At 60.6% G+C, this 25057-nt stretch carries 19 protein-coding genes and 1 riboswitch; of the genes, 4 read left to right on the forward strand and 15 right to left on the reverse strand.

Annotated features, from left to right (window positions below):
* Nucleotides 1-92 precede the first annotated feature (92 nt).
* Nucleotides 93-1274 (forward strand): MFS transporter, encoded by a 1182-nt coding sequence (locus ABDK74_RS06805; RefSeq protein ID WP_194253760.1) that lies wholly within the window; start codon nt 93-95, stop codon nt 1272-1274.
* A gap of 10 nt (nt 1275-1284) precedes the next feature.
* On the opposite strand, the gene thiD is transcribed toward ABDK74_RS06805, so the two are convergent.
* Genes thiD through thiC form a run of 7 tightly spaced genes read right to left on the reverse strand, consistent with a single transcriptional unit; the run spans nt 1285 to nt 7258 of the window.
* A complete protein-coding gene (thiD, locus tag ABDK74_RS06810; protein WP_346003227.1) occupies nt 1285-2016 on the reverse strand; it encodes a bifunctional hydroxymethylpyrimidine kinase/phosphomethylpyrimidine kinase in 732 nt (243 codons plus the stop codon).
* Entirely contained in the window at nt 2013-2975 is a 963-nt protein-coding gene (locus ABDK74_RS06815; RefSeq protein ID WP_346003228.1) for a HesA/MoeB/ThiF family protein, read from the reverse strand. Before ABDK74_RS06815 ends, thiD begins: the two co-directional genes overlap by 4 nt.
* Entirely contained in the window at nt 2972-3583 is a 612-nt protein-coding gene (locus tag ABDK74_RS06820) for a thiamine phosphate synthase (protein WP_408874502.1), read from the reverse strand. The genes ABDK74_RS06815 and ABDK74_RS06820 overlap by 4 nt, the downstream gene beginning before the upstream one ends.
* Nucleotides 3583-4341, reverse strand: coding sequence for a thiazole synthase (locus ABDK74_RS06825; RefSeq protein WP_194253763.1), 759 nt, complete (start codon nt 4339-4341; stop codon nt 3583-3585). Before ABDK74_RS06825 ends, ABDK74_RS06820 begins: the two co-directional genes overlap by 1 nt.
* A gap of 1 nt (nt 4342) precedes the next feature.
* Nucleotides 4343-4540, reverse strand: coding sequence for a sulfur carrier protein ThiS (thiS, locus tag ABDK74_RS06830; RefSeq protein ID WP_211576047.1), 198 nt, complete (start codon nt 4538-4540; stop codon nt 4343-4345).
* A complete protein-coding gene (locus ABDK74_RS06835; protein WP_346003230.1) occupies nt 4530-5468 on the reverse strand; it encodes an FAD-dependent oxidoreductase in 939 nt (312 codons plus the stop codon). Before ABDK74_RS06835 ends, thiS begins: the two co-directional genes overlap by 11 nt.
* Complete coding sequence (gene thiC / locus ABDK74_RS06840) at nt 5465-7258, reverse strand: phosphomethylpyrimidine synthase ThiC (protein ID WP_346003231.1); 1794 nt, start codon at nt 7256-7258, stop codon at nt 5465-5467. Before thiC ends, ABDK74_RS06835 begins: the two co-directional genes overlap by 4 nt.
* 112 nt (nt 7259-7370) lie before the next feature.
* A riboswitch (TPP riboswitch) is annotated at nt 7371-7504 on the reverse strand.
* Between the two features lie 416 nt (nt 7505-7920).
* On the opposite strand from thiC, the gene ABDK74_RS06845 reads away from it, so the two are divergent.
* Genes ABDK74_RS06845 through ABDK74_RS06855 form a run of 3 tightly spaced genes read left to right on the forward strand, consistent with a single transcriptional unit; the run spans nt 7921 to nt 16665 of the window.
* Nucleotides 7921-10980: a TonB-dependent receptor domain-containing protein gene (locus ABDK74_RS06845; protein WP_346003232.1), complete on the forward strand. Its 3060-nt coding sequence runs from the start codon at nt 7921-7923 to the stop codon at nt 10978-10980.
* Between the two features lie 51 nt (nt 10981-11031).
* Nucleotides 11032-14337 carry a GH92 family glycosyl hydrolase gene (locus ABDK74_RS06850; protein WP_346003233.1) on the forward strand — a complete coding sequence of 1102 codons (3306 nt, stop codon included), beginning with the start codon at nt 11032-11034 and terminating at the stop codon, nt 14335-14337.
* Nucleotides 14338-14367: 30 nt separating this feature from the next.
* Nucleotides 14368-16665 carry a GH92 family glycosyl hydrolase gene (locus ABDK74_RS06855; protein WP_346003234.1) on the forward strand — a complete coding sequence of 766 codons (2298 nt, stop codon included), beginning with the start codon at nt 14368-14370 and terminating at the stop codon, nt 16663-16665.
* 59 nt (nt 16666-16724) lie between these two features.
* Here the strand turns inward: ABDK74_RS06855 and ABDK74_RS06860 are convergent, their stop codons facing one another.
* The 8 genes from ABDK74_RS06860 to ABDK74_RS06895 form a co-directional block, all read right to left on the reverse strand.
* Nucleotides 16725-18059, reverse strand: a complete 1335-nt coding sequence (locus ABDK74_RS06860; RefSeq protein ID WP_346003235.1) for a cytochrome c peroxidase — start codon at nt 18057-18059, stop codon at nt 16725-16727.
* A 5-nt stretch (nt 18060-18064) separates the two neighbouring features.
* On the reverse strand, nt 18065-19738 hold the full coding sequence (locus ABDK74_RS06865; RefSeq protein WP_346004182.1) for an alkaline phosphatase family protein: 1674 nt from the start codon (nt 19736-19738) through the stop codon (nt 18065-18067).
* 349 nt (nt 19739-20087) lie between these two features.
* A complete protein-coding gene (locus ABDK74_RS06870) occupies nt 20088-20600 on the reverse strand; it encodes a hypothetical protein (RefSeq protein ID WP_346003236.1) in 513 nt (170 codons plus the stop codon).
* Nucleotides 20601-20646: 46 nt separating this feature from the next.
* On the reverse strand, nt 20647-21258 hold the full coding sequence (locus ABDK74_RS06875) for a prepilin-type N-terminal cleavage/methylation domain-containing protein (protein ID WP_346003237.1): 612 nt from the start codon (nt 21256-21258) through the stop codon (nt 20647-20649).
* Nucleotides 21255-21668, reverse strand: a complete 414-nt coding sequence (locus ABDK74_RS06880) for a type II secretion system protein (protein WP_346003238.1) — start codon at nt 21666-21668, stop codon at nt 21255-21257. Before ABDK74_RS06880 ends, ABDK74_RS06875 begins: the two co-directional genes overlap by 4 nt.
* Nucleotides 21658-22125: a type II secretion system protein gene (locus ABDK74_RS06885; RefSeq protein ID WP_346003239.1), complete on the reverse strand. Its 468-nt coding sequence runs from the start codon at nt 22123-22125 to the stop codon at nt 21658-21660. The genes ABDK74_RS06880 and ABDK74_RS06885 overlap by 11 nt, the downstream gene beginning before the upstream one ends.
* Nucleotides 22109-23359, reverse strand: a complete 1251-nt coding sequence (locus ABDK74_RS06890) for a type II secretion system F family protein (RefSeq protein ID WP_346003240.1) — start codon at nt 23357-23359, stop codon at nt 22109-22111. The genes ABDK74_RS06885 and ABDK74_RS06890 overlap by 17 nt, the downstream gene beginning before the upstream one ends.
* Nucleotides 23356-25047, reverse strand: coding sequence for an ATPase, T2SS/T4P/T4SS family (locus ABDK74_RS06895; protein WP_346003241.1), 1692 nt, complete (start codon nt 25045-25047; stop codon nt 23356-23358). The genes ABDK74_RS06890 and ABDK74_RS06895 overlap by 4 nt, the downstream gene beginning before the upstream one ends.
* Nucleotides 25048-25057 lie beyond the last annotated feature (10 nt).

Consider the following 25057-nt stretch of genomic DNA (forward strand, 5'->3'; position numbering starts at 1 on the left):
CCTGAATTTTTGGGTTTCCGTGATGCGATCAAAGTGCCAAAAGCCCTCGCGTTCGGGACGCTCAGGTCACCGTTCCAGTCAGGACGTCCACCGTGTTCAAAACGCTCTCCGGCCCGGCCATTGCCGGTCTCTGCGCCCTGTTCGCATCGACTTTCATTGCCGTAACGACCGAGGTTGCTCCGGTTGGCCTGCTGATAGACATGGCCAAGTCCTTCAACATTACCGAAGGCCATGCCGGACTGGCCGTAAGCGCCTATGCAATGCTCGTCGCGTTCGGAGCCGTCCCCATTACGATCGCCACGAGCCGCATGGACCGCAAGATGCTCATGCTGATCTGTCTTGGCGGTTATGTTGTCTCCAATCTCGTTTCCGCGATGGCGCCGAGCTTTGGCATTCTCTGCGTCGGTCGGGCTTTGGGTGGCCTGTCACATGCACTGCTGATGTCTATTGCCGCCGCTTATGCCGCCCATCTTGTTCCCGAACGCATGACAGGACGCGCCATTTCATTTGTTTTTGGAGGGACGTCTCTGGGGTCGGTACTGGGCGTTCCAGGAGCAGCCGCGATCAGCCAGTTCACAAGCTGGCGTGTGGCGCTGTACGTCATCGCAGCTCTTGCCGCGATGCTGACAATCTTCATTGCGCTTTATCTGCCGTCCGTGCGCGGGGCGGATACCAAAGCTCTCAAAGTTCCGACCATCCGCTCCCCACATGCTGCACGAATTTTCGGCATCGTGATCTGCGTCAACGCTATTTTCTTCTTCGCGCATAACCTGCTTTATACCTACGTCTCCCCGCTGCTTCTGGCGCATGGTCTGCCCGAGCATCTGCTCAGCATTGCGCTGCTTATCACAGGACTTGTCAGCATTTTTGGTCTGTGGGCGGCGGGACAGGTCGTGGATCGTTGGCCTGCGGGCGGACTGTTCGGCGGTGGCATCGCCATGCTCACAGGCATGATCCTTGTTTACGGACATCTGGTTTCCGCATGGCCGAGCGTCGCGGCCGTGGGCCTGTGGTGCATGGGCTATGCTGCCATCATTCCTTTCGTCATGTCCGGTGCCATCCGTGCCCGTGCGACCAGTGCGGATGTCGCGGGCGCTGCCGTCAACAGCAGCAGCAATATGGGCATTCTGCTGGGTTCAGCAATTGGCGGCCATCTTCTCAATACACTGGGGTTTGCCGTGCTCTGCCCTGCTTCCATCGTCATCGCACTGGGCGGCATCCTGCTCGCAGCTTTCAATCCGGCCGCTTTCCCGCGCAAACTCCAGCACGACTGACCCACAATATTCAGGCGTTGCGGAAACGCTCTTCAATTCCATAACGCGCAGCCCGGATGGCTTCGGGCAGATCTTTCCCATTGGCCAGTTCCGCTGCCAGAGCACTGGCAAGCTGACAGCCCGTTCCTCTCAACTCGAATGAAAAACGCGGGGAACGGAAGGCCAAGGGAGAAGACCCTGTTTCATACAGAATATCCTCAGAAACCGAAGACGGCAGATCATGGCCGCCCTTCAGCAGAACGCTCCGACAGCTCCGAGACAACAGCGCGTCAACAACTGCCTCGCGTCCCGCCACCGGAGCCATTCCCAACGCAGCAGCCAAGGCCGCCAGCTCTGGCAGATTAGGGGTAAGAATAGCGGTTCGGGGCAGAAGCAGCGCGATCAGAACCTGCACGCCTTCCGGGTCCAGCAGAGCATGACCGGAACTTGAACACAGCACCGGGTCCAGCACCACCGGCACCTCTGGCAGAAGCGACGCAACAACACGGATCAGAGATGCGTTAAACAGGGCACCGATCTTAACGGCCGAGATCCCCGTTTCCAGCGCCGCTTCGATCTGCGTGGCCAGTAGGGCAGGAGCAACGGGCTCCACCGCCAGAACGCGATGATCAGTCTGTGCCGTGACGGCGGTGACGGCAAGACGTGCGGTCTGCCCGGACGCCTGAACTGTCAGCAGATCCCGCACAAGACCAGCCCCTCCGCTGGAATCCAGTCCACCGATTAGCAGAACAGGCAGTGTCATCGTCCTGTCGTCGCAATGAACGCAGGAACACCCGCCTGTGCGGAAAAGCGTTTTGCGGCCCGCCAGGCCCGCAGACCACTGGCACAGACAAAGACGGTCCTGCCCGTCTCCTTCGTCAGCGTTTCCGGGTGCGCGATCGGCCCGCGAACGGCCCAGGATACGGAGGGAGGCCCCTGTTCCTCCAGCCCCCGCAGGTCGAAAACATGGTCTTCCGCGTGGATCTCCTCAAGCCCGAGAATAAAGGGACCCTCATTTTCGGCAGCAACCGCAGTATCGAACCGAAAAGACGAACTTCTCCAGCGCTCCAGATCCAGCGTAATCATCTGCCCCAGCGGAGAAGGCTGCGTTTCGAGCAGAACGGAAAGCACCATCTGCGCCTGTATGGCCCCCAGCGCCCCAACAGCAGGCCCCATCACACCGGCTTCCGCACAATTTGGCAGAATGGCGGGGAGATCCGGGAAAACAGCCCGATAATCCGGCGCCGTGCCACAGAACCCGCCCGCATATCCCGACCGGCCCAACGCCGAAGCACTCACGAGGGGAAGGCCTGCTTCAACACACAGATCGGAAAGCAGATAGGTGACGGCCACGCTGTCCGCCGCATCCACGATCACGGACACGTCCGTCAGGAGGCTTCGCGCCAGCACCGGCTCCAGACGTTGCGCCACAGGCACGATCTGGCAGTCCGGGTTCAGGCCTGAAAGCCGCTCTGCCACGCAAAACGCTTTGAGGCTGCCGATATCGTCCATGCGAAAGAGCGTCTGGCGATGCAGGTTGCTCTCATCCACACGGTCATGATCGACCACCGTGATCCGCCCGCATCCAGCACCGACAAGCGCAGGCAGAACAGTCGCGCCCAAGCCACCTGCACCCACAACCAGAACATGGGCTTCCAAAAGGCGCTTCTGATCCGCCGCACCCTGCGGGAAAAGCCCGGTCTGTCTCAAATAACGGCTCATCGTCTGTAGGCCTGCGTCGCGGCGACCCATTCCCGACAGCGCGCCACCGGGTCCTCCGCCTGCTGGATGTCCGTCACAACGGCCGCACTGTCTGCTCCTGCTGTGAACACCCCCTCAAGACGCTCTGGCGTAAGGCCACCAATGGCGACAAGCGGCGTATCCCCAGCGCGGGTTTTCCAGTCCCGGACACGCTCCAGCCCCTGCGGGCCCCACTTCATTTTCTTCAGCAACGTCGGATAGACCGGGCCGAGAGCGACATAGGCCGGTTCGAAAGACAGAGCGCGTTCAAGCTCCGCCGGGTCGTGAGTGGACAGTCCGAACCGTATGCCCGCACGACGCAGAGCATCAAAATCGGCGGTCTCCATGTCTTCCTGGCCGAGATGGACGAAATCGCATCCCAGTTCCAGCGCAAGTTGCCAGTAATCGTTGATGACAAGCTGCGCGCCATGTGTCTCGCAAAGTATCCGCGCATGACGGATCTGACGGCGGAGCTCTGCGTTCGGCTTGTCTTTCAACCGAAGCTGGACCAGACGCACGCCACAGGGCAGCAGCGTTTCAAGGAGCGAAACGTCCCCCACCAGAAGGTAAAAGGGATCAAGCACAGTCATCATACCAGTTCCGCCAGACCGAAAACCGGCGTCGAGGCGCAGGCCATGTCCCGTCTGGGCATCAGCCCGGCCTCGAACGCTTCCCGCCCTGCCTGAATGGCGCGACCGAACGCCCGCGCCATGGCCGCCGGGTCCACGGCCTTGGCCACCGCCGTATTGAGCAATATCGCGTCAAGCCCCATCTCCATGGCCTGTGCCGCCTGACTGGGCGCACCGATCCCCGCATCCACAACCAGCGGAATACCGGTGAAATGCGCCCGCATGGTCCGCAGACCTTCAGGATTGCGCAGCCCCTGCCCCGATCCGATCGGCGCGCCCCACGGCATCAGAACCTTGCATCCGGCCTCAAGGAGTTTTTCCCCCACGATCAGGTCTTCGGTCGTGTAGGGAAACACCTCGAACCCCTCTGCGCACAGCACGCGTGCGGCTTCGACGAGCGCGAACGGGTCCGGCTGAAGTGTGTCGGCATGGCCGATGACTTCCAGCTTGATCCATGATGTTCCGAACACTTCGCGCGCCATGCGGGCCGTGGTGACGGCTTCGCGGGTCGTATGACATCCTGCCGTGTTCGGCAGCAGGCGACAGCGACTTTCGGACAGGATATTCCGGAATGCCGCACCCGCAGCGCCTTCCCGCCGCAGCGAGACCGTGATGATCTCTGCGCCGGACGCCTCGATCGCTTCCAGCAGAACCGCGGGCGACGGATACTGCGCCGTCCCAAGCATCAGCCGCGACGTCAGATCAACACCATAAAACATGTCAGCCTCCCTGCATCGGAGACAGGACTTCGACCTTCATGCCCTCGTCCAGACGGGTTGCGTCACGCATGGAACGGGCAATGAAATCGCCGTTCAGGGCCGTCGCCACACAGGGGGCATCGAAACCCTGTTCGGTCAGCAGGTCAGCCAGCGTCAAGGCCTGTGTCCTGATGACCTCGCCGTTCAGATCAATCCGCATGCGCATAAACCTCCGCAAGTTCTGCCGCCAGTTGCTCGGCGCAGACGGGCGCCATCAGGAAACCGTGGCGATACATCCCGTTAACGTAACTCCGCCCCCCGACATGGCGGACAGCCGGGATATTGTCAGGAAAAGACGGGCGCAGCCCCGCGCCCAGTTCAAGGATTTCAGCCTCGGCAAAGCCCGGATGAAGCGTGTAGGTCGCCGAAAGCAGTTCCATCGCAGCCCGCGCCGTCACTGGCCCCGGCCGGGCGCTTTCCACCATGGTCGCCCCGAGCATGTACCGATCCCCGTCCCTTGGCACGACGTAACAGGGAAAGCGCGGATGCAGCAGCCGTACCGGCCGTGTCAGCGATACGTCCGGGGCATGCACGATCAGCATTTCACCCCGCACGCCACGCAGATCGGCGAGACTATCCCGAGCAGCCAACCCCCGGCAGTCCACGACATGACCGCGCGGCGTCCCGGAACGGAAGGTCACGCCTTTCGCCAGCAGGCTGTCACGCAGACTGGCGAGCGCTTTGCGCGGGTCCAGATGCGCTTCGGTCGGGAAAAACAGTCCGCGTGCAAACCGCCCCTCCAGATCCGGCTCCAGATCGCCGGGGACGACCCAGTCGTGCTGCTGCGTAGCGCGGGCGAAGCGGTCCAGTTCAGCGCCATCACGCGGGGGGGCGACAACAAGCGTGCCGCGCCGTGTGACGCCCGGAACATGGGCCGTCCACCAGTCCACCGCCGCCTGCCCCTGCGCCACGATCAGGTCGGGCGCGCTTTCCCCCTCGCAGAACGGAGCCAGCATCCCCCCGGCAAACCGTGACGCCGCCTCTGGACTGCCCTCCGGGACGATGACTTCCACGTCAAGACCCCGGTCGGAAAGGGCCGTGGCGCAACATAGCGCCGCTACCCCCTCCCCCAGGACGGAATGGATCATTCCGCCGGTTCCGTCACGGGAACATAAAGCTCCCCGCCTTCCCGGAACTTCCCGGCCATTTCTTCCATCCCGGCCTGCTTTTCCGCTTCTGCCCGGATGTCATGGGAGATCTTCATCGAACAGAATTTCGGCCCGCACATCGAGCAGAAATGCGAGACCTTGTGCGCCTCTTTCGGGAGGGTCTCGTCATGCATGGAGCGCGCCGTGTCGGGGTCAAGGCCCAGATTGAACTGGTCTTCCCACCGGAACTCGAACCGCGCGCGGGACAGCGCATCGTCACGCATCTGCGCGCCCGGATGCCCCTTCGCCAGATCCGCCGCATGTGCTGCGAGCTTGTAGGTAATAACGCCGGTTTTGACGTCGTTCCGGTCCGGCAGGCCCAGATGTTCCTTGGGGGTCACATAGCAAAGCATCGCCGTGCCGAACCAGCCGATCATCGCCGCGCCGATGGCGGAGGTGATGTGGTCGTAACCCGGTGCGATATCGGTCGTTAGTGGGCCAAGCGTGTAGAAGGGTGCCTCGTGGCAATGTTCGAGCTGCTTGTCCATATTGGCCTTGATCTTGTGCATCGGCACATGACCCGGCCCTTCGATCATGACCTGACAGTCCTTCGCCCACGCGATTTTCGTCAGTTCACCAAGGGTTTCCAGCTCTGCGAACTGCGCGGCGTCATTGGCATCCGCAATCGAACCAGGGCGCAGGCCGTCGCCCAGCGAGAACGACACGTCATAACGGCGGCAGATATCGCAGATTTCCGCGAAATGCTCATACAGGAAGCTCTCGCGATGATGATGCAGGCACCATTTTGCCATGATGGAGCCACCGCGGGAGACAATGCCCGTCACGCGACGCGCCGTCAGCGGGATCATGTGCAGACGCACACCGGCATGGATGGTGAAATAATCCACCCCCTGCTCCGCCTGTTCGATCAGCGTGTCGCGGAAGATTTCCCATGTCAGGTCTTCTGCAATGCCCCCGACCTTCTCCAGCGCCTGATAGAGCGGAACCGTCCCGATCGGCACGGGGGCGTTGCGGATGATCCAGTCGCGGATGTTGTGAATGTTCCGGCCCGTTGAGAGATCCATGACCGTATCCGCGCCCCAGCGGATGGACCACACCATTTTCTCGACTTCTTCTTCCATCGAAGACGTCACGGCCGAGTTGCCGATATTGGCATTGATCTTCACAAGGAAGTTCCGGCCAATAATCATCGGTTCAAGTTCGCGATGATTGATATTGGCAGGAATAATGGCGCGACCCGAGGCAATTTCCTGCCGCACGAATTCCGGCGTCACGAAATCCGGAATGCTGGCTCCGAAATCCTCGCCGTCGCGCGCCTCTTTCAGGGCTTCCGTCCGGCCGATATTCTCGCGGATGGCGACGAATTCCATTTCCGGCGTGATGATCCCCGCACGGGCATAAGCCATCTGTGTCACCGCGCGATCTCCAACGGCCCTCAGAGGACGACGTTGCTGCGGAAAGCTCGGAGTCAGTCGGTCACCCTGTGCAAAACCGTTATCGGCCGAGGTGATCGTCCGCCCTTCATACTCTTCCACGTCCCCACGATCGCGAAGCCAGTTGCCCCGGCTGTCCGACAGGCCCTTGGCGATATCGATGCTGACGGAGGAATCGGTATAAGGCCCTGAACTGTCATAGACATTCAGCGGACATTCACCCGAAACCGCAATCTGCCGCAGCGGCACCGCGATATCGTGATGCACGCCACGGACATGGATTTTGCTGGAGGCCGGCAAAGGGCCGGTCGTAATAGCGGGAATGGAAGCGTTCATGTGGTGTCTCCTCAAGCGCACTCGAAAAGACCCAAGAAACGTGAGGCAGAAAGGGAGCCGCCGCCCCCAGTGCCCGATAACGGACACGGAAAAGGCCAAAACGGCCCGAGAGGGACACGCCCTCCGGTCTTCCTACGCCAGCATCAACTGGGTCAGGTTCAAAGGGTCGCCTCACCGTGGCGCCGGTTTCCCGACGTCACCAATTGGCCTCTCAGTCCCCTAGGCGGGACTCCCCTGACAGAGTTCGACAGTGCTGGAGAAGAGCAGAAAGATCAAGACCCGACAGATCTGGCGAAAGGTGTTCGCCTTGAAGTTTGAGGCCGATTTATTGTCACGAAAACGAGAGGGCGCCTTGATATGGGGCAGTCACAAATTTTCGAGAATTCGCTCATCAGCTCGGGATAAGGACACAACATGCAGATTATAGATTTTATTATTCCTATGAAATAACAAAATTATTCTATGGAAATTGTTTCGGAGAGTAACATTGAACTTTAGGTATGTTTTTAGGCAACACACAGGCATTAAATTTTTGACTGAAGAATAAACAGTTTTTTCGACAGTAAAGCCAAGCTATCAGGCGAATTATGTTGTTTTTACGGAATGACATTATCCGGTAACGAATCCACCAGTTTCCCATCCAACGTGAGGATTGTGTTTTTATGAAAGCCAGATCAGCACCACGTCGGAACATCATGCTTTTCGCCTTTTCCGCGCTCACCGGGGCCGCCGTCACAGCCCTCACTGGCTCCGCGCAGGCACAGACCGTCAGTGCGCCCCAGGACAGCACTGCCGCCCCCAAACAGACCAAGTCCCAAAGCCGTGCTGCCACGGGCAAAACATTGGCAACCACATCATCGCGCAAGGCGGTGTTGCAAAAAGCCTCCGCAACCGGCGTCAATTCAACCCGCGCAGAAAGCGTCGTCGTCACGGGCACATTGTTCCACGACAAGAACCTGAGCAGCGCGTCTCCGATCGAACAGATCACCGCCAAACAGCTCCAGCAACGCGGCATCAAGACCGTGACCGACGCCCTTCAGCTTCTGTCGTCCAACGGTTCCGGCAACCTGACCAACGCCTTCTCCGCAAACGGCGCCTTCGCAGGCGGCGCATCCGCCCCCTCCCTCCGCGGCCTTCAGACATCCGCAACGCTCGTGATGATGGACGGCATGCGTCTGTCCTATTATCCCGCGGGCGACGATGGGGCGCGTAACTTTGTTGATACGAACTGGATGCCCGCGTCTCTGGTGCAGACCATCGACGTACAGCAGGATGGCGGCTCCGCACTCTATGGTGCTGACGCCGTGGCCGGCGTCATCAACATGATCACGCGCGAACAGATCAAGGGCTTCGAAGGCAACGCCGAAGGCGGCCTCAATCAGGCTGGATATGGCGGCCATCAGCGTCTTTACGCCAATTACGGCGTGGGCGATGTGGAGAAGGATGGCTACAATTTCTATGTCAATTCGGAATATCAGTCCGATGACATGATTACCAACAGCCAGCTCGGCTATCCTTACAACACCAGCAACCTGACAGGTATCGGCGGCGGCAACGCGGACGGAAACATCCTTGGCCCGGATGGAACATTCAGCAATGCTGTCACGCAGACCACAGGCGTCGTGGCCAAAGCCGTCGACAGCAGCGGCAAATCCCTCAGCGGCTATCAGTTACTCAATCCTACTTCGGGCTGTAACGGTTTGTCCGGCGCACATTCGGGCTATGTAACCGGCACGCCGACGGGTTCCGTCAGCAGCCTGTGTCAGCAGGACACCGTCTCGAAATACAGCGTGATCTCACCTTATGACCGCCGTGTGGAGGCCACCGCGCATCTCACGGTCAAGCTCGGACCGCGCGCCAAGCTCGTGAGCATGTTCACCTATTCCCAGAACCTGTCCTCCTACACCGGCACACCCAGCGCGTTCTATGCCAACACACAGTCGCAGCTCGGAACGAGCAAAGGCGTGCTTGCCCCGGCCTATCTGCCCGACGGCTCCCTAAACCCCAACAATCCCTATGCGTCGCTTAACGAAAGCGCACAGCTTTACGGACGTTTCATCGACCCTACAGAGGTCACACAGTTCTCTCAGAATTACCGCGGCTCCATGCATCTGACAGGCTGGGAGCCTTCAAGCTGGGGCGGCGACTGGAACTATGATTCCAGCATGGTCGGCATGAATACCGATCTTTCAACGAAATACGGCAATTACATCAATATCGGTGATCTCAATAATGCGATTGAGAACGGCACCTATAACTTCGTCGATCAGAGCGCCAATTCCACCGCAGCAAAGAACGCCATCGCGCCGACAGAAATCGTCCATTCCAAGACGGAAGAATATTCCTGGCAGGCGTCCGTCACCAAGGGGCTCGTCCGACTGCCCGGCGGCATGCTGAACCTCGCGATCGGTACAAACGTCCGTTATGAAGGCTTCAGCGCCCCCAACGCCAACCCGGTCGACACTACAGATGTCAACAACCAGTACGAAAGCATCAACCCGTTCAGCGCGATCGGCCATCGTTACGTCTATTCCGGCTATTTCGAACTGAACGCACCCATTGTGAAAATGCTGAACGCCGATTTCCAGGGGCGTTACGACTCCTATTCCACAGGCTTCAGCCATTTTTCTCCAAAAATCGGCGTCACGTTCAAGCCAAGCAAGGAGTTCATGCTCCGTGGGACATGGTCGCAGGGTTTTCAGGTTCCGAGTTTCTATGAAACCAACGGCACCACCATTGGCTATACGTCCTATGGCCCGTCAAACCTGACCTGGATCAACCAGCATCTGGATGCCAACGGCAGCAAGGACAGCTACGCACAGGCTTACAGCCTCGGCGGCCAGAGCGTCGGCAATCCAGACCTCAAACCCATGACAAACAACACCTTCACGGGTGGTCCGGTCTTTCATCCCTTCCCGTGGATGACGTTCAGCGCAGAATACTGGTATATTCGCGAGAAGAACGTCATCGTCTCCAACCCGACCCCGGCAGCAACCGTGGCGGCGGCCTACGAGGCCATGAACACCAACCAGACGGTCATGATCGACGGCAATACCGTCGTCCCGGACATTGCGGACCCGCTACATCCTGACGCGCCGCGCCGTGCGGGCATCATTGAATCGTCCTACATCAATGCCAACAGCATGATGACCGACGGCGTGGATCTCAACCTTTCGATCACCCATCGCCTCCCCGGCCCCCTGAAGATGATCAACTGGTACAGCAACGGCCACGCAACATGGGTCCACCGCTTCAACCAGACCATTCCGGGCGTCGGCGTCGAACGCTTTGCCGGAACCGAAGGCCCGTGGAACACGACCTCAGCCTCCGGAACGCCCCGCTGGCGCGCCAACTGGCAGAACACCTTCACCTGGAACAAACTCTCAACGACCTTCACCGTCTATTACACCAGCGGCTATCACGGGACGGCGGAAGACAACGATGGTCCGGGAACGGCCGGAAATTGCAATTATGCCCTGTATCAGAATGTCAGCAGCTTCTATCCGTCCCAGTGTAACGTCCGCCATTTCTGGGATCTCGACATGACTGTGAACTACCAGTTCAACAAACAGTGGGCTGGTTACGTCAACATCTACAATCTGGCCGGTTTCAAGGCACCGTATGATTTTGGCACCTATGGGTCCTATCTCTACAATTCGTCCTGGGCGCAGAGTGGTGCTCTGGGGCGGGCCTTCCGTTTCGGAGTTACGGCAACACTGTAAGGCGTGATGCACAACACAATCAGGCGCTCCTGTTCGCGCACAGCATTCCTCATGGCGATAGCCGTCATGGGGGTGCCCCGAGCCTTTTCGGCACCCATCGCGCCCTCCGGCATGGCGGAGGCGCCTGCGCCATTCGCCCTCCAGCCAGGCTCCGGCCCGGGCTGGAGCCTGTCCAATGCGGACGGCCCCACGAAAGACGAAGTCCTCACGGCTCGTGCCGGTAGCGGTCTGACCGGCCTCCGAACCCTTCGCCTCGATGCCACCGCGACAAACCTGCGGACCGTCATCGCAAAGCCGAACTCCACCCTTCGCATCAACAGACAGTCGCATCTCACCTACGCCATTTTTCCTGTCGCCGACCCGCTCTCCCTGACGGACGACGCGACAGATACCAGCCTCGATATCCTGTTCACCGACGGCACCCGCGCCTCCACACGCGGTGCCCACGACCTGTCCGGCGCTACCCTGACAGCGCAGGGTCAGGGCGCAGGACGTGCACTTTATCCCAACCAGTGGACGCTCGTGGACGTGCCTCTCGGCAACATCGCTGCGGGCCGAACCGTCGCAGCCGTTGAACTGACCTCTCGCGTGCCCAACGGCACACGGCGGCGCGTCTATCTCGATGCGATCTCCATCGCCGATATCCCCGATCAAACCAGCCTGACGCCCGCCGACCTCGTGGACACGCGGCGCGGCACCAATGCGAACGGCCATTATTCGCGCGGAAACAACTTCCCCGCCGCGGCCGTCCCGCACGGCTTCAACTTCTGGACACCCGTGACGCGGGGCAATTCCAACTGGCTTTACCAGTATCAGGAACGCAACGGCCCCGATAACCATCCGCGCCTCGAAGCCCTGTCCCTCAGCCACGAGCCCAGCCCGTGGATGGGCGATCGCAATACTTTCCAGATCATGCCCGCTCTCGGACCAGACGCGCCTTCCGCAGACCGGACCGCACGCGCCATCGGCTTCACGCACGATCACGAAACCGCCCTGCCCTACCGCTATGCCGTCACGCTGGATAACGGAATCACGGCGGACATGTCCCCGACCGACCACGCGGCCATCCTGCGCTTTCGCTATCCCGGCGGCACAGCGCGCGGACAGGTCGTGTTCGACAACATCACCCATCAGGGCAGCCTGAAGATTGCTCCGGACGGACGCAGCGCGGACGGCTACACGGATGTCGCCAGCGACCTCTCTACCGGCGCAAGTCGGATGTATGTCCATCTCGAATTTAATCGTCCCGCCGTCGCACAAGGCCGCCTGACCGGCCAGAAACGCGACGACGTACAGGGCTGGGCCGCGTTCGACACCACAGCCGATCCCACAGTCACAATCCGAATTGCAACGTCCCTCATCAGCCTCGATCAGGCGCGATACAATCTTGCGCTCGAACTGCCGCCCGGCGCCACACTGGAAACAGCCGCCCAGAGCGCGAAAGCCGCGTGGAACAGCAGGCTGGACCGCGTTCAGATCCCCGGCGCACCTCTTGACGAGCAGCGCACGCTCTACGGCAACCTCTACCGCCTCTATCTCTACCCCAACAACGCGGCTGAAAATGTCGGCACAATCGATGCACCGCATCTGCAACATGCCAGCCCGTTCCAGCCTCGACAGCACCCCGACAGTCCGACACAAACCGGCGTTCCTGTTCTGGAGGGTCCGCTCTACGTTAATAACGGCTTCTGGGACACATACCGCACGGCATGGCCCGCTTACGCGCTGCTGACACCCGAGGAAGACGGCCAGTTGATCGACGGCTTCGTCCAGCAATACCGCGAAGGCGGCTGGATCGCGCGCTGGTCTTCGCCCGGCTATGCCGACCTCATGACCGGAACGAGCGCAGACGTCGCCTTCGCGGACGCCTACGCCAAACATATCCGCAACTTCGATGTCGCAGCCTTCTATCGCGCAGGCCTGAAGGATGCGACCGTCATGCCCGACAATCCGGGCGTGGGCCGCAAGGGCCTCAACCGCTCCATGTTCCGAGGCTATACCGACACCGATACGGACGAAGCCCTGTCATGGTCCAATGCCGCCACGCTCAATGATTTTGCTCTGGGTGAAATGGCCTCCTCCCTGTCCGCCTCCGCGCCCGATGCGACAAAAGCCGATTACGCGGCGGAAAGCTGGTATCTGCACAACCGGGCTCTGAACTACGTCCATCTGTTCGACCGGGATGTCGGGTTTTTCGTTGGTCGCCGCCCGGACGGACAGTGGAGAGTCCCGAAAGAGCAGTTCGATCCACTCGCCTGGGGCGGCGACTATACCGAGACGAACGCCTGGACCATGGCCTTCGATCCCGTTCAGGACGGGCAGGGACTGGCCAGCCTCTATGGCGGGCGCGACGGACTGGCGCGCAAACTGGACGCCTATTTCGACACACCCGGCATCTATCACACCGGCGCCTATGGCGGTGTGATCCACGAAATGCGGGAAATGCACGACATCCGCATGGGCCAGTACAGCCACAGCAACCAGCCCGCTCATCATATCCTCTACATGTACGACACCGCCGGTCAGCCCTGGAAAGCACAGGATAAAATCCGCGACGTCATGAACCGGCTGTATCGCGGCACGGCGATCGGTCAGGGCTATCCGGGCGATGAGGATAACGGCGAAATGTCGGCCTGGTGGGTCTTCAGCGCGGCGGGGTTCTATCCCCTGAGGATGGGCACGCCGACCTACGCCATCGGCGCGCCGCGCTTTGAGACCATGCGCCTGACGCTCGGAAAAGGACACATCCTGACAGTCCGGGCACCCGGTATCAGCGACCGCAACCGTTTCGTCCAGTCCGTCAGCCTGAACGGCAAACCGCTCACACGCTGGTGGCTGGGCCATGACGACATCGCGGACGGAGGCGACCTGCTGTTCCGCATGGGGCCGCATCCGTCGCACTGGGGAACCGCGCCAGAAGCGTCGCTGCCCTCCCTGACCCCGGCCGGACACAGCCCTGACCCCGCGGTCGATCTGACCGATGTCGCCGGGGCGACCCATACCGGACCGGACGCGCTGTTCGACAACGACGCCCTGACCTCCGCTTCCATCGGAACCACGGACGTCACCGTCACCCTCCCTGCCGGAGCTTCCGCGCTTGCCTATACGCTCACCTCCACCGACATGCCCGGCCATGCTCCGTCCGCATGGGACGTACTGGCTTCGGATGACGGAAAGACATGGCAGAAAATCGACCATCGCGAGAACGAAACATTTCCATGGAAACACCAGACACGCCCGTTCCTTCTAGCCGACCTTACCCCCCACAGACTGTATCGCTGGCATGTGCTCCAGCCCGTTTCTGCCGAAGCTGGAGAGTTTGAACTGCTGGGCCACGCGCAGGCCCCGTCCCCCTGAGAATTTCATTTCCTGGAGCCCCAAGCCCTTATGTCGCTTTCCACACTCGCCCGAAGCCTTCTGGCCGCAACCCTCCTGTCCGGAACGGCTTTCCTGCCCGTCCATGCCCAGACCATACCGCAGCCACAAGGCTCTCCCGCCTCTGCGGTAGATCCGCGCATCGGAACCGGAGGGGCCGGACATACCTATCCGGGTGCCACCGTGCCGTTCGGCATGATCCAGCTCTCTCCCGATACCGCGATGACGGATTTTCATCACGCCTATGCCTGGGCGGCGGGCTACCAGTATGACGACCCAACGATTATGGGCTTCTCGCATACCCATTTCTCGGGCGCGGGCCATTCCGATCTCGGCGACGTTCTGGTGATGCCGATTGCGGGCGACGTGCGACTGGAGCCCGGCGATGCCGCCGTGCCGGAAAGCGGATACCGCTCCCGCTTCCGCCATGCCACGGAAGTGGAAACTCCGGGCTATTACGCCGTCACACTCGACGACTACAAAATCCACGCCGAACTGAGCGCCTCCCGCCGCGTCGGGTGGCACCGCTATACGTTCCCCAAAGGTAAATCCGCCCATCTGCTGCTAGACCTCAGGCCCAGCATCTACGACTATCCGGGCAAGGTTCTGTGGGCGCGGCTGCATGTTGCCGCCGATGGCACGGTCTCGGGCTGTCGGACGACGCGGGGCTGGGCGCCGGGGCGGACCCTGTGTTTTGCCATGCGTTTTTCAAAACCGATGACGGAACGCACACTGTATAACCGCGAAACGAAAGTGGCCTATCGCGGCTTCGGCGGACCCGGAAACCACCCTGTCGATCATGAGGCGCAGAATGGCCGCGAACTGGAAGGCGTGTTCGATTTCGGACGCCTGAAAGAGCCGCTCCTCGTCAAAGCATCCATCTCTCCGGTCAGCGAAGAAAACGCCGTCGCCAATCTCGACAGCGAAGGACAGGGCTGGGATTTCGACGCACAGCAAAACACGGCTCTGGGCGCATGGAACAAGGCCCTGTCGGTCATCGACATGCAGGGCACGCCTGATCAGCGAACGCAGTTTTATACCGCGCTCTATCACGTCATGCTGGCCCCCACGCTCAGCATGGATGCCAACGGCGACTTCACCGGCCCGGACTATCAACGTCACCGCGCGGACGGGTTCGAGTTCTACTCCACATGGTCAATGTGGGACGTTTACCGCGCGCAGCAGCCGCTTCTGGCCATCCTCCGCCCCGATATGAGTTCGCATTTCATCCGTTCGCTCATCGCATCCCAGCAAACCAGTCCGTTCGGCCTGCTGCCGGTCTGGGCGTATCAGGGCCTCGAAACCTGGTGCATGATCGGCTATCACGCCGTACCGGTCATTGCGGATGCGTATCTGGCGGGTGTACGCAGCTTCGATGCCGAGGCCGCGCTCAAAGGCATGATCCGCAGCGCAACCTACGGACCTTACGGCGACCTGACCGACTACATGAAAATCGGCTACGTCCCGATCGACAAGGAGCCTGAGGGCGCGTCCAAGACACTGGAATACGCCTATGACGACTGGGCACTGGCCCGTATGGCACGCGCGATGGGCAAAACCGACGTGGCGCGCACGTTCGAAAAACGCTCCGACAACTGGCGGAAGGTCTGGGACCCCGAAACGCGCTTCATGCGCGCCCGCACCTCCTCAGGCGCGTTCCACACGCCCTTCACCCCCGCCGCCGCTGCTTATGGAAGCGACTATACCGAAGGCAATGCCTGGCAGTATTCATGGTATGTGCCGCAGAATATTCCGGGCCTGATCAAGGTCTTGGGCGGGCGTGAAAAATTTACGTCCCGGATTGACGAACTGTTCGACACGAAGGTCGATCCCGCGATTTTCAAGAATGTCGAAGATATCAGCGGTCTGATCGGCTGGTATGCACATGGCAACGAGCCCGATCATCATGTCGCCTATCTGTATGATTATGCAGGTGCGCCATGGAAAACGCAGCAGCGCCTGACACAGATCATGCAGACACAATACGCCCTGCGCCCCGACGGTCTGGCGGGCAATGACGATCTGGGCCAGATGTCGGCATGGTATCTGTTCACGGCCATGGGTTTCTATCCTGTCGCCCCGGCCAGTCAGGAATATGCAATCGGCCGACCTTTCGTCTCCCGCGCAACCATGCATCTGGGCAACGGACATGATTTCACGGTCACAGCCGACAATCTGGACGACGCCCATCCTTATGTTGGCAAAATGACGCTCAACGGTCAGCCTCTGAACACTCCGTTCCTGCATCAGCAAGACGTTCTCGCAGGCGGCGAGCTGCACTTCGTGATGCAGGCACAGCCACCTGCATAGCCCTACCCAAAAGTCCGTCAAATCTTTTGACGATATTCCGGACTGCTAAACTGTTTCCCTCAACGGTCCGTCAGGGTTTTGAGGAACGCAATGATGGCCTCGCGATCATGCGGGGTCATAGCAGGCAGCTCACCGGGTTTGCGATCGAACGGAGCATCGGTCGTGTCCAGATTTGCACGGTACTGGGCCGGGAGATCGTTGTACGCCTCAACATGCCCGGTCTTTGAAACCGGATAGAAGCGTTTGGGTTCAAGATCGCGCAGGGCGTAGAAATCAAGTACGTCCTCGAGAGAACGAAAAACCCCGTTATGGAAAAAGACCTTGCGCGTGGCCACGTTCCGTAGCGTCGGCGTGGTGAACATGCCGCAATAGAGGCTCAGAGCCGTTCGCCCGTCAGGCTGACGATCACAGACCCCAAGATCATAGGAAGACGGGTTGTGATTGGCCTTGAGCGCCATATTACGCGGCGCTCCCAGGGCTTCGTACTGGTGATCTGTAAAAAGCGGCGGCAGGCGCGTGCTGGCGACCGTATCGACATGACACGCCGCGCAATTGCCTTTTACGGGATCGTTGAACGCCAGATATCCCTCCCGTTCCAGAGGGGAGAATTTTTCGTGTCCTTCGAGCCATCCATCGAATTTACTGTTGTAGCGATGAAAGGCCGGGTCTTCGATCTGATAGCGGGCCATGGCGAAAATCGCCTCGGCCAGCAGGAGCGAAGAGGAGGCGTTGGTGCTTACACCAGCAAGCTGTTTCAGGGTTTCCGAATAGGGCGCATGCGTGACGCGGTCCGTCACCTTCTCTGGCGTTGAGGCCATTTCAGCAGGATCGTAAAGCGGGCCGAGAGCCTGCTCCTGCAAGGTGTCGGCACGGCCATCCCAGAACAGACCGCCCTGCGGCACCATATTTGCTGACGCAGCGCCCGGATTGGCGGCATTTTTTCCACCGCGCTGTGTAGCCGCCGCATTGGCCACGATAGCAGGTGCGGCTTCGCTGGTCGGATTGTCAGGACCAATACTGAAATTGGGGTTCCGCTCGGCATAAGTCAGGGTCGGAATGGAGCGCCGCCCCTGAAGATCCAGATGCGCGCCACCCAGAAAAACAGGTGTTGCAGCCGAGGAGGCATAATGATTTCCGGGTTCATGACACGACGCACAAGACAGTCGGCCAGACCCGGAAATCAGAGGATCGTGAAAGATCTGTTTCCCGATTTCCGCCATCTGGGAGAGCGGATGAACATCCGGTCTCCGCAACGACACAGGACATGGATTGCTGCCATCCTCTGCGGGAAGGCAGGAGCCAGTCTGCTGCGCTAGGGCACTTCCCGTCCAGAGAAGTGCCAGAAGAGTGATGCGACCCAGAAGAGGCCGCATCCGATGGTGAAAATCGGGCATGAAGATCAGAGGTAGCGTGAGAACATGGAGAAGATCGAGGACAGCAGGGAGGAGAAATAACCCTGCGAGTTGTCGTTGAAAGCCGTGTCGCCAGAGTGATGGCCAAACGGGAGGTCATCATGACCGAAAGGATGATGGCCGCCATGATGGGGGTGACGGGTTGCAACGATATCGCCTGTGTTGTCGTCGAGCTCAAGCGTTTCCGTATTGGGCTCGTGACGGAAGTCGAACAGATCGTCGATCTTGCCAGCCGTGGCATCAAAGGAACCCTGTCCCAGACGTTTGCCGCCCAGCCAGTTGTCTTCAATGAAGCGTGCGATGGAGGCCTGGGTTGTCAGGGTATGGCTGACGAAGTTCTGCTTGGCCCAGGGCGAAATCACGATCAGCGGGATACGCGTTCCGGGTCCGCAACGGCCATTGACCGGCTTTCCGCCAACGCCCGTCGGAGCCGTGCCTGTGCCACAGATCCCTGCGCCACCGAGCTGGTCCGCAGAGGCGTCGAAAGAGCCGTGTGTCGGCGCGACATAGGCATGGTCATACCAGCCGTCAGAGTCATCATAAGCGATCAGGATTGCTGTATCCTGCCATTCCGGCAGCTTCTGAACGGCGTTGACCACATCAACCACGCCAACCTGCTCGTCCAGCGGGTCGGAATATCCAGCGTGACCGTCCTGATAGGCCGGGAGCTTGACGAAAGACACGGCAGGAAGGTTGCCGGCTTTCACTGCGGCGTAGAAATCCTTCAGATCATATTCATGATTTGCAGGTTCCTTTTTCGCCGTCCCCGGAACGTAGCTGTATCCGATTGACCTGACCGAAGCTGGGCGGGCATGGGTCGGGTTGGACGTGCTGAGGTAATACTGGAACCAGTTGTGATGCGGGATATAGTCCGCAACGTTTTCCGAAACGATGCTGGAATATGTTGTACGCGCGCAGCCCGTGGAGCCATCCGTGTTGGAGGCGCTGAGGTCGAAGCCCCCCATGAAGCCGCCCCAGGTGATGCCACGCTCGTTCAGCAGGTCGCCGATATTGCGGCCCGTCATCATGCCCTGATTGGTCTTGGAGGAGCAGGCGTCGTAGCCGGGGTCGATGTCGTTGACCATCGTCCAGCCGCCCTGGCCGTCAGCCACATAGGCGGACGACTTGGCAACGGTAGACGGCTTCTGCGTGGTCGCCAGAAGCTGAAGACCGTTCGTCTGGCCGGAAACGACTTCAAGTGCGCCCGGGGTCGAGGGGCCATACGTGTCGGTGTAGGAGTTATCGCTCATGGCAAAGCGCTGTGCATAACGCCAGTATGCCGTGACCGTGTTGCCATCGTAATAGCCGAGAACCTGACCCTTGGTGCCGAAAGCACCAACGCCGCCGGATGTTCCACGACCGGTATAAAGCGGGAAGAGGTCCGCCTTGCCGTTGTCATAGGCCATCTGCTCGGCCGTATAGGCGTGATTCTGGTCGGCCGTGCTGGCCTGAGTACGATCCAGACGGAACGGAAGCGCTGCGTCAGATCCGTTGGCCGGATTGGTGTTGGGATTCTGCTCCAGCAGTCCCTGCGAGAGCAGGTTATTGACTGTCGGCGTGCCGCGACGCGCCCTGAATCCCGGCTCTCCCGTAGGGTTTGCCGCCTTCGGATAGGTGGCGAAATAATGATCAAAGGAGACGTTCTCCTGATAGATCACCACCAGATGGCGAATGGGAGTCCGTGTTTCGGACCCATGATGGAATGAACCCTGATTCTGGTCCTGCCACTGGTCATTCCAGGGATTCCAGCCACGAGCCTGACTGAGGGCAGGAGCGGCAACCGATAGGGAGAGCAGAACAGACAGAGCAATTTTGGTGCGCTTCGCAGACACGTCGCGGAATCTTTCATGATGCACGGCATGACCGGAACAAGGTGCCAGAGGTTCAGGTGAACACCATCTTTACCGGCTCACGCCAACACAGTGGATGAGACAGTGCGTTAACTAAATGAAAGCCATTAAAAGAAGTGTTATGGTTTCGTGAAAAGCGATATCGTTTGAAACATTACTGTCACGGAGCTTCCCCGGACGCCGGATCGAAATGAAACGTCGGTTTTGACTGCCCCGAAACGGGAGCAGTCGGCGGGGCACTCGGGGGCGCACTCGGCGCTGTTGTACCCGGTGGCCGAAACGCTGCCTGAGAAGAATGTTTCGTAAAAACCGGAGCAAGAGACCGCACGCTTTGCCCGCGTTTGAGAGTCACTCCGCCCGCACTAATCTCCACGATGCTCCAGTCGCCCACTCTGTCACCGGCAGCCACGACCTTGCCGCGGCTCCCAGAAGCGCCGGTCCTGATGATTGCCCGCCATCCTCCCGGATGACCGGAAATTCCTACGACCTGCGGTTCGCCTGCCTGCACAGGGCCCCTGCTTCGTGGCTGCCGATCAGGCTCGAACAAAGGATGTGCCAGAATGGAGTCAACATCGACCCTTTGAGCCTCCTTTTGGGGTTGAGCATAGGCATGCCCCATCAGCAGGAAACTGCCGAACAGACCGGCGTAAGACGTTCGTGCCAATACCGTCATGAAACATCTTCCTTCTGATCTGACCGGATTGGCTGCCATCATGTCCTTACTCTCCCGCGGGAGCAGCGAGCAGCGGACGCACCAGAATGGCGGGCCAGAGGTCCCCTCCTCCGACGCGTTCCAGCCGAATGCGGACCAGCAGGGGCAGCGCCCGGCTTTCCCATGTTTTCTGCCAGACATAATGCCCCTCAACGACGCCGTAATAAGAAAATTCAACGCGCCCCACATTACGGGCCAGCGTTTCTTCATGCGGAATTTCAGGTTGCGGGGCGCAGTCCGCGCGCCGGAACCGCCGCCAGCGCAGAACCAGCCGTTTGTCCGAATCCACACCAAACGCCACCTGAACCTGCTTCCCGTAACCGCCCTGCTCCGGCAGCCACGACACGAAACCAAGCCGCTCTGCATCGCCCGAAAAGACGGAAGCACCCCGGGCATCGGGGGGTTCCGCACGCTCGATCAGACGGCGCAGGGACTCTTCCGTCCCCTGAAACGTTGCCTCGTCTCCATAGCGTCGCTCCGCCTGTGACCAACCGCGCGTTCCTACGCCCACCCCCTGCCAGAGGGCGACGGACAGCAGCCCGAACACGACCGTCACGACCAGAATTTCCAGAAGCGTGAAACCGTCTTCTCCCGAACCTCCCCCCCCACCCGGCGTCATTCCTGTACGGCAGCCCCGACTGCCCTCCCCGACAGAGACACAGACCGCGCCGCGCCGTCTTCCCACACCCGCACCTCGACCGAAAACAGCCCCAGTGACGCCCGCTCTCCCTGTGCCGGAGACGCCGCAATCTGGCGGATATCCACGGTGGAATGATAATGCGGAGGCATGTCATAGGTCTGCGAACCCGGCCGGAAAGACGGCATGGCCAGCGCACCATCCAGCTGCGACCGGGCCATAGAGAGCAGACGCAGACCATGATCCGCTCGTCCTCCACCCACTAGCCCCGCTTCGATCGAACCCAGCATGGCCGCCAGGGCAAAACCCGCAATCATCAAAGCCACGATAACTTCCAGCAGCGTGAAGCCCTGATCCGGGCGCAAAGTGCGGACCGGTCGTTCAGCGCTCATCGATCTGAATCCGTCCCGTTACGTCGCTGAAGCTGACAAGGGCGGCATGATGCCCCAAAACAACCATCAGCGGCGGCCCCGTCACGCGTCCATCCGCCATAAACCGGTAAGACGCCCGCGCCCTCATCCCGCCAGAGACCGTCGGAACGAACACCCGCGCAGGCTTGTGAATGCGCGTTGTCCGGAGCGTGTGCCCCTCAACCGTCAGGAACGTCCCCTCCGCGCTGTCCAGCAGAACCGTCACGGTTTCGCCGCGGGTTTCAGACAGATCCTGAGCCTGATGCAGGAGATCCACAACCTGTCGCCGCGCCACGGAAAAGGAGAGGGCCTCACTCCGTAGCGGTCCCCGCTCCAGCGCAACGCCGAGCAGAATCCCGGCAATGGCCAGCACCACCATGATTTCCAGAAGAGTAAAACCGGCATCCCCCCGGCCCTGCGCGTCAATGTGCAAGATCATTAAGGCTCAGCATCGCCAGAAGCAGCGCGGAGACGATCCCGGCCACCAGAACGCCCATGATGATGGTAATCGCCGGAACGAGAATGGCCAGAAGACGCTGGATGATGACGCGGCTTGCATCCTCGTGAATATCCGCAGATCGCAGGGCAATGGCCGAAAGCTGTGCCGTTTCTTCACCCACGCGCAAAAAATGAATCATGGCTTCGGGAAAAACCTTCGTCCGCTCCAGAGAATAAGCCAGACCCCGCCCCTCGCGCATGTCCCGCGTGGCCTCACTCACACACGCCGCGCCCGCCGTATTGCCAATCACCCCTTCCGTAATTCTCAGAGCGCCCACAATGGGCACACCATTCTGCATCAGTGTGCCGAGCGTGCGGGTAAACTGGGCGGCCATGATCTCCAGCAGCAGCGATCCGAGGATCGGAACCCGCAGCAGAAAACGGTCAAAGACAAGCCGCCGCTCAGGCTTCCGAAGCGCTGCGTGAATACTGACGCCTGCAATTCCGAAAGCGACCAGCAGCACCAGCCCCCAATGCGTCAGGAAACTGCCCGTCGCAATCACGATCCGCGTTGCCAGCGGCAGGGTAGCGCCATTTTCTTCAAACAGTGGCACGAACTGCGGCAGCACCTGCGTCAGCAGAAGCACGATCGAGAACACGGACGCCACGACCAGAACCGCCGGATAGATCATCGCGGACTGGATGGTCGCCCGCAGCTTTCTCTCCCGTTCGAGCAGCTCCGAAAGATGCAGCAGAGCCTCGCCGAGCGCGCCCCCCGCTTCCCCGGCCCGGACCATGCCCACGTAGAGTTTTGGAAAGACGGAGGGCATGGTCTCAAGGGCCTCGGCAAAGGCCTCACCATCCCTGACCCGGTCCCGCAACGCCCCGATGACCCGACCATTGCGCGGCCCCACGGCCGTTTCCCCCAGAAACCTGAGAGCACGGTCCAGATCGAGCCCGGCGGTCAGCATGGTTGCCAGTTTGCGGGTAAAATCCGCAACCTCCGCAGGCCGCAGCCGAAGCGCATGGCGTCGCCCCAGCAGCACCCGCACACCGCCCTGCACTGCGCCCCGCCGCGTTGCGGGCGCAACCTGCACGACCATCAGTTTCTGCCGTTGCAGGCGCTGCATCACCTGCTGTTCCGTGCCGGCAAGCATGTCGCCATGCACCAGCCGCCCGTCCGGACCAACCGCGCTGTAGTGCCACATCTCAGAAGGACCCGATGCCGCACTCATCCGTCATGCCCGATGATGCGCGAAACCTCTTCAAGGGACGTCTCGCCTTCAAGCGCCAGCCTCAGGCCCGCCTGAAACAGAGTTTCCATTCCTGCCGCAACAGCAACCTGTTCGATCTCGGAATGGTCCGCCCCTGCCATGATGAGGCGGGAAATCTCCCGCGATGTCGGAAGGAATTCCGCCACGGCACTGCGGCCGCTATAGCCGGTCTGACGACACTCCGCACAGCCGACCGGATGCCACAGCGTGTGCGACGCCCCCGGATCAAGACCCAGACGCTGCGCCAGTGCCGGATCAACAGCTTCGGCACGGCGACAGTGTTCACACAGCCGCCGCACAAGCCTCTGCGCCAGAATACCGCGCAGAACGGCCGTCATGAGATAGTCTTCCAGCCCCATGTCCCGCAGTCGCGTCACCGCCGCCGCAGCCGAATTGGTATGCAGGGTGGACAACACGAGATGCCCGGTCAAAGCCGCCTGTACGGCAATCTGGACGGTCTCGGTATCGCGGATTTCACCCACCATGATGACATCAGGGTCCTGACGCAGAATGGCGCGGAGCAGACTGGCGAATGTCAGACCGATGGCCGGTCTGATCTGAAGCTGGTTGATCCCCGAGAGCTGGTACTCCACCGGATCCTCGACCGTCATGACATTGCGCTCGGTCGCATTGAGGCAGGCCAACCCCGTATAAAGGGTGGTGGTCTTGCCCGAACCTGTTGGCCCCGTCACCAGAACAATCCCGTTGGGCATCTCCAGCGCAGAGCGGAACGCCGCGATGACGGAGGGCGCAGGGCCCAGACGACTGTAGTCGAAGCTGACGGTCGTGCGGTCCAGAACACGCAGGACAACCGTCTCACCATGCAGTGACGGAACGGTCGAGACCCGGAAATCTACCTCATGCCCGCGCACGGCCAGCTTGATGCGTCCGTCCTGTGGCAACCGGCGCTCCGCAATATCCAGCTTGGCCATGATCTTGATGCGCGACACGATCGCAGCCGCCAGACGTGGGCTCTGGCTGTCCACTTCATGCAGTACGCCATCATAACGATACCGGACCACAAGCCGGTCCTCGAAGGGTTCGATATGAATATCCGACGCCCGCGTTTCCACGGCCTGAAAAATCAACTGGTTCACCAGCCGGATAATTGGTGCTTCGCTGGCGAGGTCCTTCAGTCGGTCCGTATCGTCCTCGGCAGCAGACCCTTCCGCATCGAAATCGCCCTGCCCTCCGGAGGTGTCCGCGCCGTCTTCAGGATAAAGCCGGTTCAAAATCGCCGAAATATCCGACGGCCGCCCCACCTCACGCCGGACCTCACAGCCCGTGGCGAGTTGAACAGCAGCCGAGGTGTAATCATCCAGCGGATCCGCCATGGCCAGACGCAACGTGCCCTGCGCATGATCCAGCGGGACAGCCCGTGCCTGATGCAGGAACCGTGCTCCGAGAGCATCGGGCAGGACGGGTTCCAGCACGGCGGCCAGATCCTCCGGTGTCAGGACGGTTCCGTCCAGCATGGCGGCATAGGTCGCGGCCAGATCGCCCTCGCTGACCAGACCGAGTTGGAGCAGAACAAGCGCCAGAGACTGCCCTGTCTCGGTCGCCACGTTCCGCGCACGCTCCAGCGCACGACCTTCGCAGATGCCACGCTCGCTCAGCGCGGCCTCAAGGCGCGCATCAGCCGAAACCATGCAAAACCCC

The organism is Gluconobacter sp. OJB (genome assembly GCF_039638275.1).
GTDB lineage: Bacteria > Pseudomonadota > Alphaproteobacteria > Acetobacterales > Acetobacteraceae > Gluconobacter > Gluconobacter cerevisiae.